The organism is Pandoraea sp. 64-18 (genome assembly GCF_001899225.1).
Classification (GTDB): domain Bacteria; phylum Pseudomonadota; class Gammaproteobacteria; order Burkholderiales; family Burkholderiaceae; genus Pandoraea; species Pandoraea cepalis.
Genome location: NZ_MKVU01000007.1, coordinates 130,897 through 145,880, shown reverse-complemented (window position 1 = coordinate 145,880; position 14,984 = coordinate 130,897). Strand labels below are relative to the sequence as shown.

General features: G+C 63.5%; 10 protein-coding genes and 1 riboswitch. Of the genes, 7 read left to right on the top strand and 3 right to left on the bottom strand.

All coding sequences use genetic code 11. From position 1 onward, the window contains the following. The first annotated feature begins 215 nt into the window (after nt 1–215). The 3 genes from BGP02_RS06070 to nrdR all read left to right on the top strand — a co-directional run bounded on the left by BGP02_RS06070 (nt 216) and on the right by nrdR (nt 3,450). Nucleotides 216–1,361 carry a hypothetical protein gene (locus BGP02_RS06070; protein ID WP_261938179.1) on the top strand — a complete coding sequence of 382 codons (1,146 nt, stop codon included), beginning with the start codon at nt 216–218 and terminating at the stop codon, nt 1,359–1,361. 134 nt (nt 1,362–1,495) lie between these two features. Further along, nucleotides 1,496–1,603: riboswitch (ZMP/ZTP riboswitch) on the top strand. 98 nt (nt 1,604–1,701) lie between these two features. Then, complete coding sequence (glyA, locus tag BGP02_RS06065; RefSeq protein WP_017234250.1) at nt 1,702–2,949, top strand: serine hydroxymethyltransferase; 1,248 nt, start codon at nt 1,702–1,704, stop codon at nt 2,947–2,949. 18 nt (nt 2,950–2,967) lie between these two features. Then, nucleotides 2,968–3,450, top strand: a complete 483-nt coding sequence (gene nrdR / locus BGP02_RS06060; RefSeq protein ID WP_286798214.1) for a transcriptional regulator NrdR — start codon at nt 2,968–2,970, stop codon at nt 3,448–3,450. A 443-nt stretch (nt 3,451–3,893) separates the two neighbouring features. On the opposite strand, the gene BGP02_RS06055 is transcribed toward nrdR, so the two are convergent. After that, entirely contained in the window at nt 3,894–4,346 is a 453-nt protein-coding gene (locus tag BGP02_RS06055; RefSeq protein ID WP_286798213.1) for a hypothetical protein, read from the bottom strand. Here BGP02_RS06055 and BGP02_RS06050 point away from each other — a divergent pair. Then, nucleotides 4,320–7,757: an autotransporter family protein gene (locus tag BGP02_RS06050; protein ID WP_286798212.1), complete on the top strand. Its 3,438-nt coding sequence runs from the start codon at nt 4,320–4,322 to the stop codon at nt 7,755–7,757. The two genes, BGP02_RS06055 and BGP02_RS06050, sit on opposite strands and share 27 nt — an antisense overlap. A gap of 216 nt (nt 7,758–7,973) precedes the next feature. Here the strand turns inward: BGP02_RS06050 and BGP02_RS06045 are convergent, their stop codons facing one another. Both BGP02_RS06045 and BGP02_RS06040 read right to left on the bottom strand, forming a co-directional pair. Next, nucleotides 7,974–9,038 (bottom strand): porin, encoded by a 1,065-nt coding sequence (locus tag BGP02_RS06045; RefSeq protein WP_017234248.1) that lies wholly within the window; start codon nt 9,036–9,038, stop codon nt 7,974–7,976. A gap of 519 nt (nt 9,039–9,557) precedes the next feature. Then, a complete protein-coding gene (locus tag BGP02_RS06040) occupies nt 9,558–10,487 on the bottom strand; it encodes a LysR family transcriptional regulator (RefSeq protein ID WP_017234246.1) in 930 nt (309 codons plus the stop codon). 82 nt (nt 10,488–10,569) lie between these two features. On the opposite strand from BGP02_RS06040, the gene BGP02_RS06035 reads away from it, so the two are divergent. From BGP02_RS06035 to BGP02_RS06025, 3 genes are all read left to right on the top strand, one after another. Further along, nucleotides 10,570–11,544, top strand: coding sequence for an NAD(P)-dependent oxidoreductase (locus tag BGP02_RS06035; RefSeq protein ID WP_286798211.1), 975 nt, complete (start codon nt 10,570–10,572; stop codon nt 11,542–11,544). A gap of 102 nt (nt 11,545–11,646) precedes the next feature. Then, nucleotides 11,647–13,161, top strand: a complete 1,515-nt coding sequence (locus tag BGP02_RS06030; protein ID WP_017234244.1) for an aldehyde dehydrogenase family protein — start codon at nt 11,647–11,649, stop codon at nt 13,159–13,161. Nucleotides 13,162–13,556: 395 nt separating this feature from the next. Next, complete coding sequence (locus BGP02_RS06025) at nt 13,557–14,924, top strand: DUF3100 domain-containing protein (RefSeq protein WP_017234243.1); 1,368 nt, start codon at nt 13,557–13,559, stop codon at nt 14,922–14,924. The last annotated feature ends 60 nt before the right edge of the window (nt 14,925–14,984 follow it).

Sequence of the window (14,984 nt, the reverse complement as noted above, 5' to 3'; positions counted from 1 at the left end):
TACGACGAAGGAGGGTCGTGATGGACGTCAATGCTTATCCCTTCAGGGGCCATGCCGCAGGCTCCCCTGCCAGTCCCACGGCCGCTGGGCCGACGCGTGCCGGATTATTGCCGGAAGCCGGACCACTTGGAACGTTCGGGGCAGTCACCGGACATGACGGTAGCGGCACGCCGCTGCCGCCCATCGGACCTTACGATTTTTCTACCGCGCGGCGCGTGCACGAGGTCCTTCCGGCAGGGGCCCCCAGTGCGGCTGTTCGACTATCGTTCGAAGCGCACGCGCAAGCACCGCAATACGTGGTGACGGCGTTCCCGAGCGCTGGGCATGCCACGCGAGCGTGGCTTGCCTCTCGCCTGTTCGGCGCGTTGGGCCTGGCGACACCGACGGCCGTGTTGGTGCGGGGATGTTCGCTGGCATTCGATGGAACCCAGGCGCCTGAGCGGATCTACCTGGCGACGACGTATCTTCCCGTGTACCGGCCATTGGGGGAATGGTTGGAGGGGGAGGCCGCGCTGCGCGCGATCGACGCGGCAGATGGCGCGCAAAGCTCGCCGAGTGCGCGCGGCGGTGGGGGCGATGCGTGTGAGCGTGCTCGAGACGGCGCCCGCGCGGCCGGACGGCAAATGGCGCAAGTACTTGCGCAGTCCGGCGGTGCACCACTGCATGCGCTCGCTGGCGCGCCGGCACAGGCGTATGCCGACGCCACACGCACACGCGACGAAATGCGCGGCGTGCTCTGCGCTTGGCTCCCCGAAGTCTATCGATGCGCATTGGAGCGTCAGTACGTCGCCGCGCTGTGGCTGGGCAATCGGAATCTTTTCCACGCCGTCATGGAAAACGTCGGTGTCTGGCGAGACAAGAACGACTTGCCCTACATGATGACGGTCGATTTCCGGGCCTGCCTCGATGCGGGCTTTCAGGGCGCGCTGTCGGATTTGATGCCGTATCGCCTTGGCGAACCTTCCACGGCATTCGTGCGGCGGTTGGCCGGGCTGACACAGACCGTCGACAGCAAGACGGTGCTCGACGAACTGAAGAATCCGACGGGGGTTCGGGCACTGGCGGCCGAGATGGCCTTCCGCCTCGGGCGAATTTCGGCGCACCACATCGCGCCTTGGGTGGACGATGCCCAGGACTTGGTCCGCGCGACATCGGTCGCTGCCAAGGTGGCCGCGGCGGCCGAGGACTGGAGCGGAATCGTGCCCCACCTCCTGGCGCGACGCGACCGTCTCGTGACCCGGCTGGGTGGCGCCTGGGCCGCACAGGCGTGGACACAACTGTACCCGACGCGCGCCCGCGCCATCGAGGCGCATCAGGCGCCCTTTTTGCGTTCGGCCGCAGCCGAACGCGATCGTGTGTGAGCCCGTCGGATCGGGCCGTCCGACCCATTGTCAAGCCGCCTCGGCGAATGGCACCAATTTGGTGCGCGGCGCCGATTGACGTGCGTTTGCCCCGGTTGCCTAACGTCGCAAGCTCGCATAAACTATCGACGCCACAAACCCCGCGTGACTGGCGATTAGGGTGCACAGCCTTGTGTGCCCGAGGTGGAGCAACCCACCGGGAAGCGCCGGGGTCTTATTTGCCGTTCGCCTGGGCAGCCGTGATGGTTGGTGCTGCCCTGTCTATCGTCTTCCGAAGCACAAAGGAAGATGCGCTGCGCCATCCCCTCCCGGAAAATCTGTTCAATTCAACGGAAACGCCATGTTCGACAAATCGAAATCCACCGTTGCCTCCGTCGATCCCGACGTTTGGGCTGCGATTCAGAAAGAAAATCAGCGTCAGGAAGACCACATCGAGCTGATCGCATCGGAAAACTACACCAGCCCGGCCGTGATGGAAGCGCAGGGCTCGCAACTGACCAACAAGTATGCGGAAGGTTATCCGGGCAAGCGCTACTACGGTGGTTGCGAGTATGTCGACATCGTGGAACAACTGGCCATTGATCGCGTGAAGGCGCTATTCGGTGCCGAAGCCGCGAACGTGCAGCCGAACTCGGGCTCGCAGGCTAACCAGGGCGTGTACTTCGCCATGCTCAAGCCGGGCGACACCATCATGGGCATGAGCCTGGCGCACGGTGGCCACCTCACGCACGGCTCGCCGGTGAACATGTCGGGCAAGTGGTTCAACGTGGTGAGCTACGGCCTGAACGAGAACGAAGACATCGATTACGACGCTGCCGAGAAGCTCGCGCAGCAGCACAAGCCGAAGATGATCGTGGCGGGCGCCTCGGCCTTCGCCTTGAGGATCGACTTCGAGCGTATGTCGCAGATCGCCAAGTCGGTCGGCGCGTACTTCATGGTCGACATGGCGCACTATGCCGGTCTGATCGCCGCCGGTGTGTACCCGAACCCGGTGCCGCATGCCGACTTCGTGACGACGACCACGCACAAGAGCCTGCGCGGCCCGCGCGGCGGCGTGATTCTGATGAAGGCCGAGTTCGAGAAGCCGATCAACTCGGCCATCTTCCCGGGCATCCAGGGCGGCCCGCTCATGCACGTGATCGCCGGCAAGGCCGTCGCGTTCAAGGAAGCCGCGTCGCCGGAATTCAAGGCGTACCAGGAACAAGTCGTGAAGAACGCCCGCGTGATGGCCGAGACGCTGGTCAAGCGCGGCCTGCGTATCGTGTCGGGCAAGACCGAATCGCACGTGATGCTGGTTGACCTGCGCGCCAAGAACATCACCGGCAAGGCCGCGGAAGCGGCGCTGGGCGAAGCGCACATCACTGTGAACAAGAACGCGATTCCGAACGATCCGGAAAAGCCGTTCGTGACGAGCGGCGTGCGTCTGGGCTCGCCGGCCATGACGACGCGCGGTTTCAAGGAAGCTGAAGCCGAACTCGTCGGCAACCTGATCGCCGACGTGCTGGAAAACCCGGAAGACGCCGACAACCTGGCTCGTGTGCGCGCACAAGTGGCTGAGTTGACGAAGCGTTTCCCGGTCTACGGCTAAGCCCCGGACGCCGCCCGCATGCGCTGCCCGTTCTGCCGTCACGACGACACGCAGGTCATCGACTCGCGTGAAGCGGAAGATGGCGCCGCCATCCGGCGGCGCCGGAAATGCCCGGCGTGCGACAAGCGTTTCACCACGTACGAGCGTGTCGAGCTGGCGATGCCGGCGGTCGTCAAAAAAGACGGCAGCCGCGCCGAGTACGACCGCGCGAAGGTGCGCGCCAGCATGCAGTTGGCGATTCGCAAGCGCCCTGTGAGTGCCGAAGCGATGGATGCCGCGATTGCGCGCATCGAATACAAGCTGCTGGCCGGTGCGGAGCGCGAGGTGATGAGTCAGCGCATTGGCGAATTGGTGATGCGCGAGTTGAAGCGGCTCGACAAGATCGCCTACATCCGCTTTGCGTCCGTATATCGCAGCTTCGAGGACATCGCGGAGTTCCGCGACGTGCTCGAGGAGATCGACAGCATCGATATCAAGCCCAAGCGTAAACCAGTGCCCTGAGTCGACGGCGATTCGCGACGCGTAAGACGCGTCTGAGCGTGCGCAGGCGGCTGTCGTCCCGGTTGCTGGAAGATGGACGGAAAACCCGTCGTGCCCGAAAGGGCACGGCGGGTTTTTTATTGGTGCCGGGTATACGAATCCAGCTCGCATTGGGGAGATCTGTCGGAGGGAAATGGCGCAATTCACTCAATTATCCGTTGTTTGCGGGCGTCGTTTTCTGATCGATTGGGATATTGATGACGACGAAAGTGTTTTTATTGGGATTTGTCTTTTATTTAATTTGTGATTATTTGGTATTTATCCCAATTTAGTCGAAAAATAATTTCTTGGGTTAAGTATCAAATTCAAGCGCTTTTGCATCGATTTCGATAATCATGATTTTAGACTTCGTGAGCCTCGACGCAGGTCTTCGTGCCGTGTCTGGAGCGTGATGGAGCGATTCGTCACTTTTCGCGAATTAATTTATGGATTATCGAATGCAAAAGAACCATCCGAAGTCGAGCGCCCTGCGTCAGACGAAGATTTGCATGGCCGTTGCGGCCGTGGTGACGGCGGCAGCGCTGCCCGGCTATGCGGTGGCAAGCGACGCTGTGCCGTCTCAGGTGCCGCATTGGCAGGCGGACAGAAATAACAGCATTAAGGTGCTCGGGGAAAAACGAGGCGCGATTGTGCTGGCGAAGGAAAGCAATTTCCACGCGAATTTGGAATTGAATAATAATCAGGAAATCGCCAATATTGCTTCTGCCATCAGAGTTGCGGTGGAAGCCGAAGGGAGCGATGCGGAGAAATTCTCGGCCTTTCAGGCGGTAATGCCGCGTATTGAAAAGGCTAAGTCGGATTTGGATGGCCGTCGCGGTTTGGATGGCAGCTTGTCTGTATTGGATAAAAGGCACCATGCCGCGCTGACGGATCTGGCGGCCGCTGTGCGTAATATCGACAACGAAAGCAAGCTGACCTCGGGCGCTAAGCGAAACGCTCTGAATCCGCTCATCGACAAGCGCACTCATGACGCGGCTGTCACCACTGCCCAGGACGCTGCCACGAAAGCGCAGCAGAATCTGACACTGCTTAACCATAAGCTCACCGCGCTGTCGGCTGTCGGGAGTGCGGAGGATTCGGCTCGACTGGCTTCCACCTATCTGCTCGACGTCAATGCGGATAGCCCTGACACGAATGCCAAGCAGTTGATGTCGTGGGGGGATGCGAACCTGAAAGCCTTTGCGAATCAGGTGGCCGTGGGCGCCGGTGATGCGCAGACGAAGATCGTCAAAGACGCCACCCTCGAAATCGGCGGTTTCTCCGGCCGGGCATCCGATGCGATTCACGGCGCAACCGAGTTGGACAGCGTTAAAACCCGTGAAATCGGCACCCTTCGCGCACTCGAAGGCGCCGAGCATCAAGTGGGTGTCGTTGGCGGCGCGCTGAACGTCAACCAGGCGATCGAGGGGGCCGGCAAGCTCGCCGTGCTGGTGGGCGCCGACGGCAAGCTCAACTTCTCGGACAAGGGCGTCGGTATTGCCGATGATGCGGCAGATGCGACGCTGATGGCTGGCAAGTTCGGTGCGGGTACCGGCGCTGCCGGTCGGATCGTGTTCGGGAAGGGCACCAGCGCAGGTAGCGCGAAAATTGGTGTTGTCGACGGTGGTGCGTTGACGTTTGACGGCGCCAGTGCGGCAACGGCCGCGATTGAGCTTCGCAATGGGGGGGCGTTGACCTTTGCCGAAGGTTCGACCGCAGACGCGAGCACGATCTTGGTGGGCCGTGCGTTGTCGCAGGACGAGCTTGATGCGTTGCCGGAAGTGACCGGGTTGACGAAGCGCGATCCGTCCATCGCCGCCAAGGCGACGTTTGTCGGCGCTTCGCTGGGAAATGCAACCATCGCTAACGGCGGCACCCTGGCCATTGCCGCCTCGAATCTGCACGCGTCAACGATCACCAACGAGGCCTCCGGCACGGCGACTATCGGCGGCAGGATGCTCGTCGTACTCGACGCGGACGGCAATCCTATTGTCGACAGCGACGACGTACCCGCGCCATTCATGCTGAAGTCGCTCGGCGGCGCTGCCAAAGTCACCAACCACGGCACGCTGAAGATCCAGGACACGGACCTTCAGGACATGGCGTTGACCAATGCTGCGGGCAATACCTCGATCTCGGCGTCAGAGGGCGGTCATGCCATCGTTGCCAATGCTGACGGGGCAACGCTGTCGTTCACCGCCACGCAGCTTGAGCGGATGCACCTGACGAATTCGGGCATTGTCAACATGGCCGATAGCGTCACGGCTCATCAGGCCAAGATCGAAATGGGCGCCGGCGGCGTCCTGGATATTTCGAAGGTAGGCGGTACGAACGCCGACGGCGATTCCGACAAGACGCTTTCCATCGGTTCGTTGACCGGTGCGGGCGCGATCTATACCGGCGATACGGCGCTTGTGCTCGGCGAATTGAATGGCGACGATCGCTTCGCCGGGTCGATTTCGCATGGTGCGCCGCCGGCCCCGGTGGAAGTGGCAGAAGGACACACGTCGGAGACGCTGCGCATGGCGTCGGACGCTACGCTGGACGACGCGGCTCCACTTGCCGCGAAGGTGGTCCGAGTGGTCAAGGTCGGCACGGGCAACCTGACGTTGGCAGGGGATCAAAGCGGTGTCTCGATCCTGAACGTGGATGGCGGTACCGTGACGGCGACGCATGCCAACGCGCTGGGCTCGGGCACCGTGAACGTCGCCAGTGCGAGCGCCGTTTCGTTGAACACGAACGTCAGCGGCGTGAAGAACCTGCAGAACGACGGTACGGTCGACTTGGGTATGAACAGGCTCGAGGTGGGCACCTATGCCTCTGACGCAGGTGCGAAGATCACGTCGCGCATCGAGAAGGTCGAGGGCGCGCTCGCCGGCGGTCAGATCCACGTCACGCAGAGCGGTGACTTCAGCAATACGAAACTCGATGTTGCGCTTGCCGACGACATCGAACTTCTCGATCTCCTGGGCAATTTGCAAGTGGTGACGTCCGAAGAGAATGCCGGAGTGATCGGTGGGGAAGTGACCGTGGGTAGTATCACGGGTGGCAAGCAACCGGAACCGACGATTACGGACGCGACGGATCCGACGACCAACCCGGGCATCGAGACGACGATCACTGGACAGAACCTCGTCAAATTCCTGGCAGCCGAAGGTGGCTACACGGCCAACGAACAAGCGGTGCTGGCGTCGGTCGACGGCGTGGCGGTGGGCGATCTGGCCTCGGGCAAGATCGGCGGCAAGGTGCTTTCGGCAATGGCGCTGCAAACGGCCGGCTCGGAAGCGCAGCGTCGTTCGGCCCGTCTGCTCTCGGGTGAATCGCTGGTGAACAACGCCACGGCGGCGCAAGGCGCGGCCACGTCGTTCCAGCGCGGCATGCAAACGCGCATGATCGCCGGCGGTTCGATGTTCGACGACAAGACGGCGAACGGCGCGATGGCGGCGGACAACGGCATCGCGGGTTGGGCCTCGTTCAGGGGCGGCAACGCGAGCCAGCGCGGCGACGGCATGTCGTTCGACGTGAAGGGCCTGGACGGCGCGATCGGTATCGACAAGCGGGTGGGCCAGAATACGCTGGTGGGCGCGTCGATGGGCCTGGGCAACCAGGAGTCGAAGGCGAAGGGCATGCCGGGCGAGTCGAAGGTCAACAGCGTGAGCGTGGGCCTGTACGGATCGCACCTGAGCAGCGCGAACTGGTTCGTGAACGGCGCGTTGTCGTACACGAATCACAGCGTGAAGACGGATCGCACGGTGGCGGCGCGCAATGCGTCGGCCCGCTTGACGGGCAAAACGAGCGGTCAGACGTTCGGGATGTTCGGCGAGGTGGGTAAGCGCTTTGGGGTGTCGGGCGTGAACATCGATCCGTCGGTGGGCGTGCGCGTGGCCTCGACGCGTCTGAACGCGTTCGACGAAACGAACCGGGATGGCCAGGGTAACGACGGCCTGAAGGTGGGATCGCAAACGCAGACCTCGACGCGCGGGGTGTTGGGCGTACGACTGTGGAGCGAAGTGGCGAGCTTTGCGGGCGGCAAGGTGGCGCCGTCGCTGCGCCTGTCGTACGAGCACGAGTTCGGCAACACGCAGAGCCGCCTGACGAATGCGATCTACGGCGCGCCGCGTGACTTCACGGTGAAGGGGCCGAAGTTGGGCCGGGACATCATCGCGGCGGATCTGGGTGTGGACATGCAGATCAAGAAGCAACTGGAAGTGCGCGTGGGCGGCAACGTCAGCGTGCGCAAGGGCGAAAGCGCGATGGGTGGCGGTATCTCGGCTAAGTATCGGTTCTAAGGAAGTCGGCAAGACGCTTTCCTCGCAAGGGGAAAGCGCAGATCGCCTCCGAAGACGATTCAGATCGCGCATCGCGCAGTCATGATCGATGCGTTATTGGCCGAATACATTTGGGTCGAAACCCCCGCTACTTATCGTCAGGAAAAAGCCGTCCGGCAATGCGCCGGACGGCTTTTTCGCATCTCGCGCCCGGGGGCTCGCTACTACGCCGCCTGATCAGAACGAATGCGACACGCCGACATAGGCGCCGGTCTGGCCTTTCCCTGCGGGCGGGTTGTCGAGCGAGTCGCTCGGAATGGCCGCGACCGAGAAGTTCTGGTTCGAACTGTTTTTCACGTAAGCGAGGGTGCCATACAGGAACGTGCGCTTCGACAGGCTGTACGTCGTGCCCACCTCGAACATCGTCGCGTTGCCGAAGCCGCCCGGCACGTTGACATGATAAACCGCCGCATTAGCGGCCCAAACCGGGGTGGCTTGATACCTTACGCCGGCCCAGTAATGGTCGGCACGCGTGGCGAAGTCGGGCGCGGGCGCGTCCGGCGCGGACATATGCGTGTAGCCGAGTGAAATCGTGAAGCGGTTCAGGAACACATTCGCGCCGGCGAAGTACTCGCGCGACGTGGCGAAGACATCAGTGAAGCGCCCCGTGCTATCGCGAATTTCGTCATACAAGGCGCGCAACTGGAACCGGTCATGCGTGTAGGTCAACTGGGCCCCCATGCCACGCCCGTTGTTGAACTGCCCGGCGATGTTGGAGAACGCGTATTGGCCCGCCACGTCGAAGCCGTACCAGTTCGGGCTCTGGTAGTTGACGGTGTTGCTCGCCTGCGGCCAGTTACGCCCGCGCACGAGCGACGCCGAGGAGAAGGCTTGCTGCTGGAATGGATCGAAGTCCCAGACCCCGTTGCTGATGAACAGATTTCGCCCGATCGTCAGTTGCCCCCACGAGCGGGAGTTGAAGCCGACCAGCGCGCGCCGGTCGAAGATCGAACCCGCGCCATTGTTGTTGAAGCCGTTCATCAACTGGAAGCCGCCTTCCAGGTTGAATACCGCATGCAATCCTTGCCCGAGATCCTCATAGCCGCGCAGGCCGAACAGGCTCGTGCCGTAGTCGCCGCCTTGCGCGCTCCAGCGCGAGACGGTGCCGCCGTTGCCGTCCTGAAGGTGGTTCATGAACTGAAAGCCGCCATCGACGCGGCCATAAAGTTGCACGCTCGACTGCGCGTGCGCAAACGTGCCGATGCTGCAAAGCAGGCTCGCTGCGATGAGCTTCTTTTTCATGGTCTGCTCCCCAGTTGCGTTTTGCCCCGCACCTTCTTGCGCGGTTATGACCGTCGTCGTCGCACAGCGTCCAAGCGAAGACAACACGAGATGTCGTCGAAAAAGCTTGAAAAGCCTGAAAATTCGTTACGAGTGACAAAGCATCGGGAAGCGGGCACGCCTGGGCAACGGGCGCCGCATGGGGGCATGCGGGCGGTTGCGAGTGATGCCGTCACGCTCTGGTTGTCAGAGTTCATCGTCATGGCAGTCCACTGGCGTAGCGTCGTCGGCGGGGCGGCGCCAATACAGGCGCACACGCGGCCATACGACCGGATTCGGCTGGCGAGGCGGCAGGCGATGCTTCGCATGTCATGGACTGCGACGCAACGAGCCGTTATCGCCCGGATGGCTTCATTTATAGACGAATTCCCCCGCGCGCAACATCGGGGAAAGGCTTAATACGACGATTGTTGCGTGCCAGCAACCGAAGCCGGGCAACGCGGCGACCGGGTCCATGCCCGTCGACGTTGGCCGTTCACGTCAGTCCGGGGCGCCAAACGCTTCCATCTTGCTCGCCAAATGGGTCAGCAAGCGGTTGGCCGCGCCGGACAGCCGCCGGCCTGTGCGCGTGACGAGATGGGCTTCGGCCTGATTGAGAATCGGGTGATCGATCGGCAGCGCGCGCAGCTCGCCGGCCTCGATCTCCTGTGACACGGCAAACGCGGGCAGGAATGTGGCGCCCAGTCCGGCGCGCACGAAATGCTTGAGCACGGAAATCGAGTTGGTCGTGACCGCGGGCGTCAGCCGATACTTTTCCGACTGCTCGGCCAGCGCCATCAACTGGCGGGTGCCATACGCCCCATGCATAAGGGCGAGGGGCACGTCGTAGAGCGCGTCGAGCTTGAGTCCCCCGGCCGCGCGACACCGCTCTACGAGCGGCGAGTCGGGCGCGACGATCGCGTGCACCGGTTGGCGCATCTGCGCGCGCGACACGATCTTGGGTTCGATCGGGGGGTTATAGACCAGCCCGATGTCCGCATCGTCTTCCGCGACCCGCCGCATGACTTCGTTGGTTCCCGCCAGATCGAGCGTGAGCGTGATGTCCGGATAGCGCTTGCAGAAGTACTGCAGCGGCGCGCCCATCAGATCGCTGACGAACCCCTCGCCGACCGCCAGCCGGATATGCCCGCGCCGCAACCCCCGCACCTCCTGCAGCTTGGCAAGCAAGTCCTCCTGGTGTGCGCGCTGTTCCCGGTAATACTCCATGAGCAACCGGCCGGCCTGCGTCAGATGGACGCCGCGTTTGTGACGTTCGATCAACGGTAGCGCCATTTCGGCCTCCAGCAGGGCGATCTGACGGCTGACGGCCGAAGGGGCAATGTCCAGTCTGTCCGCCGCGGCGCGCACGGTGCCGCACTGGACGGCTTCAAACAGATACAGCAGTCGGTTTTCGTTGATGGCAGGTGTCATACCCTAAAGACTAATTTTTAGAACAAAAATCTTCAAGCGTTGTCATTGAGCGTCGTTTTTTTTCATCCCACACTGCCAATCAATGTCCAAGCGTTGGCCGGCACGTTCGGCCGACGAAGCAACGCGATGTCGCCCAAGGGGGAGACGTCATCCTCGCAGTCAATCTGGAGTCAACATGAAAATCATCGGAGTGGTCGGACTGGGCAACATGGGACGCGGCATGGCGCTGTCGTTGCAGCGCGGCGGTTTCACGGTGCTCGGCTTCGATCCGTCGCCGGCCGCCGGTCGCGCCTTGGCCGACGCGGGCGTCGGACTGCGGGCGTCGGTGGCCGAACTGGCCCGCGAAGCCGACGCCCTCGTGCTGTCGCTGCCGACCTCGCAGGTCGTCGAGGCCGTGGTGAATGGCGCCGATGGGATTGCCGCGAACGGTCGCAAGGGCCTGATCGTCATCGACACCTCGACGGCCGATCCGGCAAGCACGCGTGGACTGGCTGCCACGCTGCGCGAGAAGGGTATCGCGCTGGTCGACGCACCGGTCTCCGGCGGCCCGAAGGGCGCCCTGAACGGCGCGCTCACGATGGTGCTGGGCGGTTCGGTGGAGGACATCGCGCGGATCGAACCGGTGCTCGCCGCCATGTCCGCCAAGCGCGTGCATATCGGCGACGTGGGCGCCGGTCACGTGACCAAGCTGATCAACAACCTGATGTGCGCGGCGCATCTGGTCGTGGCGGGCGAAGCGATGCGTCTGGCCGAAGCCGCCGGCGTAGCGCCGGCGCAAGTGCTGGAGGGGCTGAATGCCGGCTCGGGCCGCAGCGGCGTGACACAGACCAACTACCCGACGTGGATCCTCAACAACGCGTTCGACTCCGGTTTCACGATGAAGCTCATGCGCAAGGACGTGCGTCTGGCGATGGCACTCGCCGAGCAGACGGGCACGCTCGCCACGGGACCGCTCTCGGCCGAAGTCGGTCGTCTGTGGGCCGCAAGCGCGGCAACGGTAGGCGATGACGAGGACTTCAATCGCATCGTGCAGTTCATCGAGCCGGGCCGGGCGTGATCGCGCGTCAGCCCGCTCCGGCATTACGCCGGGTCGTTTGATTTTCCATTGTTGTTTGACGAAACGATGCGCCCGATGCGGCGCGTCGCACGGAGTGTTCTCATGGCAGACCCACAAGCCGCCGCTTTGCTCGGCGCATTCGCAAAGTTCTTCCCCAAGGCCACCACCCTCGGCTCGTTCGTGAATGGCGAACTGCTCGAAGGCACGGGTGACGCGAACATCGAGATCGTGAACCCGGCCACCGGCCAGACGGTATTGTCGTATCGCGACGCCGGTGCCGCCGTCGTGGCCCAGGCGGCCCACGCCGCGCAAGCCGCGCAGAAAACCTGGTGGGCGCTGACCCATGCGGCGCGCGGTCGTGTGATGCAGGCCGTCGGCAGCAAGATCCGCGAAAACGCCGAAGCGCTCGCGCAACTCGAATCGATTGGCGCGGGCAAGCCGATTCGCGACTGCCGCGGTGAAGTCGCCAAGGTCGCCGAGATGTTCGAGTACTACGCGGGCTGGACCGACAAGTTCTATGGTGATGTCATCCCCGTACCGAGCACGCACCTGAACTACACGCGTCGCGAAGCGATGGGCGTGGTGTTGCAGATCACGCCGTGGAACGCCCCGGTCTTTACGTGCGGCTGGCAACTTGCCCCGGCTATCGCCATGGGCAACGGCGTGCTGCTCAAGCCGTCGGAACTGACCCCGGCCAGCTCACTGGCGGTGGCCGAACTGGCCGAGCAGGCGGGCGTGCCGCGCGGTCTCATCAACGTGCTCGCCGGTTTCGGTCACACCACCGGTCAGGCGGCGATCTCGCATCCGGTCGTCAAGAAAGTGGTGTTCGTCGGCTCGCCCGCCACGGGCAGCAAGATCGCCGCGGCCGCCGCGCAGCGCCTGCTGCCGAGCGTGCTGGAACTGGGTGGCAAGTCCGCGAATATCGTGTTCAACGATGCCGACCTGAAGCGCGCCTGCCTCGGCGCTCAGGCCGCCATCTTCTCGAGCGCAGGCCAGAGCTGTGTGGCCGGCTCGCGTTTGCTGGTGCAGCGTGGCGTGTACGACGAGATGGTCGACATGCTCGCGCGCGGCGCGGAGAAGATCCGCGTGGGCGAGCCGCTCGACGACACGACCGAGGTCGGTCCGATCTGCAACCGTACCCAGTACCAACACGTCATGAACATGATCGATGCGGGCGTCGCGGGCGGCGCCCGGTTGGCGGCCGGTACGCAGCAGCGCAGCGATGGCGGCTTCTTTGTGCGCCCCACGGTGCTGGCCGACGCGAACAATACGATGGGCGTGGCGCGTACCGAAATCTTCGGCCCGGTCGTCGTGGCGATTCCCTTCGACACGGAGGAAGAGGCGCTGGCGATCGCCAATGACAGCGAGTTCGGCCTGGCCGGAGCGGTGTGGACGCAGGATGTCGCGCGCGCGCACCGTGTGGCGGCGCAGGTCAATGCCGGTACGTTCTGGATCAACGGCTACAAGACGATCAACGTGGCGTCGCCGTTCGGTGGCTACCACCATAGCGGTTACGGTCGCTCCAGCGGCATGGAAGCGCTGTATGAGTACACGCAGACGAAGAGCGTGTGGGTCGAGACCGCGGCGAACCCCGCCACGCCGTTTGGCTACGTCTGATGCTGGTCCGCGGCGAGCGTAGGGCCATCCGGGGGGAAGGGGTGTCGTCATGCGTTCGGTCGTCGGGGGCGTCGCGTCGACGGGGGCGCGCTGGATCGGGGCGACGGTCGTGAGACCCCGCTCGGTACGGAGCCGTTTCAGCCCGTGAGATTCGGGGCCGAAACGGCCATTTTGGCCGCGTATAATGCCGCCCTCGGGTGGTTCGGCGCGGAACGCTGTTGTTGTCACCGAGGTGTGCCAACCTGGCGAGCCGTCAGGCGTCATGGGGAAGTCCGACGGTCTGGGGACCGGACGGATGGCGTGCCGAATTTCCTTAACCACCGAAATGTTCGTACACCTTCCGGGTCACCGGACGGCACCGGACCGGTTCAATAGCATGTGCAGGGGAGACCCAGATGGCAGTCATGGAAAAAAGCGCGGGCCAACCGCAAGGGGGCGCCTTCAGCGATGGTGTGCGCCTATATATTTGGGCAATCGTGATTCTCGTCATCGCGGAGCTGATCGGGGCGATCAGCATCAATGCGGGGCACGGCAAGATCGTGTTGCTGCCGATGGTCTGGGCGTTGCTGCTCGGCGCGGCGTTGGGTTTGTCGCAAGCGCGTCTGCCGCGTTTTGCGCAGATCAACCTGCCGATGCAACACAAGGCGTCCGCCATTCTGCAACCGGCGCTACTGCTCTTCGTGGCCAAGCTGGGGCTGCTCGTGGGGGGCTCGCTGCCCAAACTCGTGGCCGCCGGTTGGGCGCTCGTGTTCCAGGAGTTTGGCCATTTCGTGGGCACGATCATCCTGGGCTTGCCGGTCGCGCTGATGCTCGGCATCAAGCGCGAGGCCATCGGAGCGACGTTCTCGGTCGGTCGTGAGCCGAGCCTGGCCATCATCGGTGAAAAGTATGGCTTCGATTCGCCGGAAGGCCGTGGCGTGCTGGCCGAGTACCTGACGGGCACGGTGTTCGGCGCAGTGTTCATCTCGCTGTTCGCGGGCTTCATCGCCAGCCTGAATCTGTTCCACCCGCACTCGCTCGCCATGGGCGCCGGCGTGGGCTCGGGTTCGATGATGGCCGCTGCCGCCGGCGCCATCGCCGCGCAGCAAACGCCGGAAGTCGCCAAGGAAGTGGCCACGTTCGCCGCCGCATCGAACCTGATCACGACGACCATCGGCACGTACTTCACGCTGTTCATCTCGCTGCCGCTCGCCGTGTGGGGCTACCGCGTGATGGAGCCGGTGCTGGGCCGCATGAGCCGCCGCGGTCGCGCCAACGCCGAAGCCGCTGCGGTGGCCGATGCCGACGCCGCCAAGGAACTCAAGGAAGCGAGCACGGCGCACACCGTCGAAATGAATTTCGGTGCACGTTTGTTCGCCTGGGTGTTCTCGGGTGCGCTGGCGCTGGTCGGTAACACCATCGCCTTCAAGACGCCGTTCCTCGACGGCGTGCCGGGCATGGTCATCATGATCGGTGCCGTGATCGTGGGCGAGGCGCTGTACTACGTCACGCGCCGCAAGGTGCCCGCCGTGTGCTGGGTGTCGCTCATTGCGATGTTCCTGACGTCGCCGGCTTTCCCGTTCGCGCCGATCGTCGAGCAGTTCACCGGGAAGATCAACTTCCTCTCGTTGGTGACGCCCATGCTGACGTACGCCGGTCTGTCGGTCGCCAAGGATGTGCCGGCGTTCCGTCGTCTGGGCTGGCGCATCGTGGTCGTGTCGTTCCTCGCGAACGCCGGTACGTTCCTCGGTGCTGCGCTCATTGCCGAGTTCTTCCACGTGTAATACGTGCCTGTTGTGCGCGGCGGTGACACGCCGCACGCATGACGCGCAAGCGAATACGCC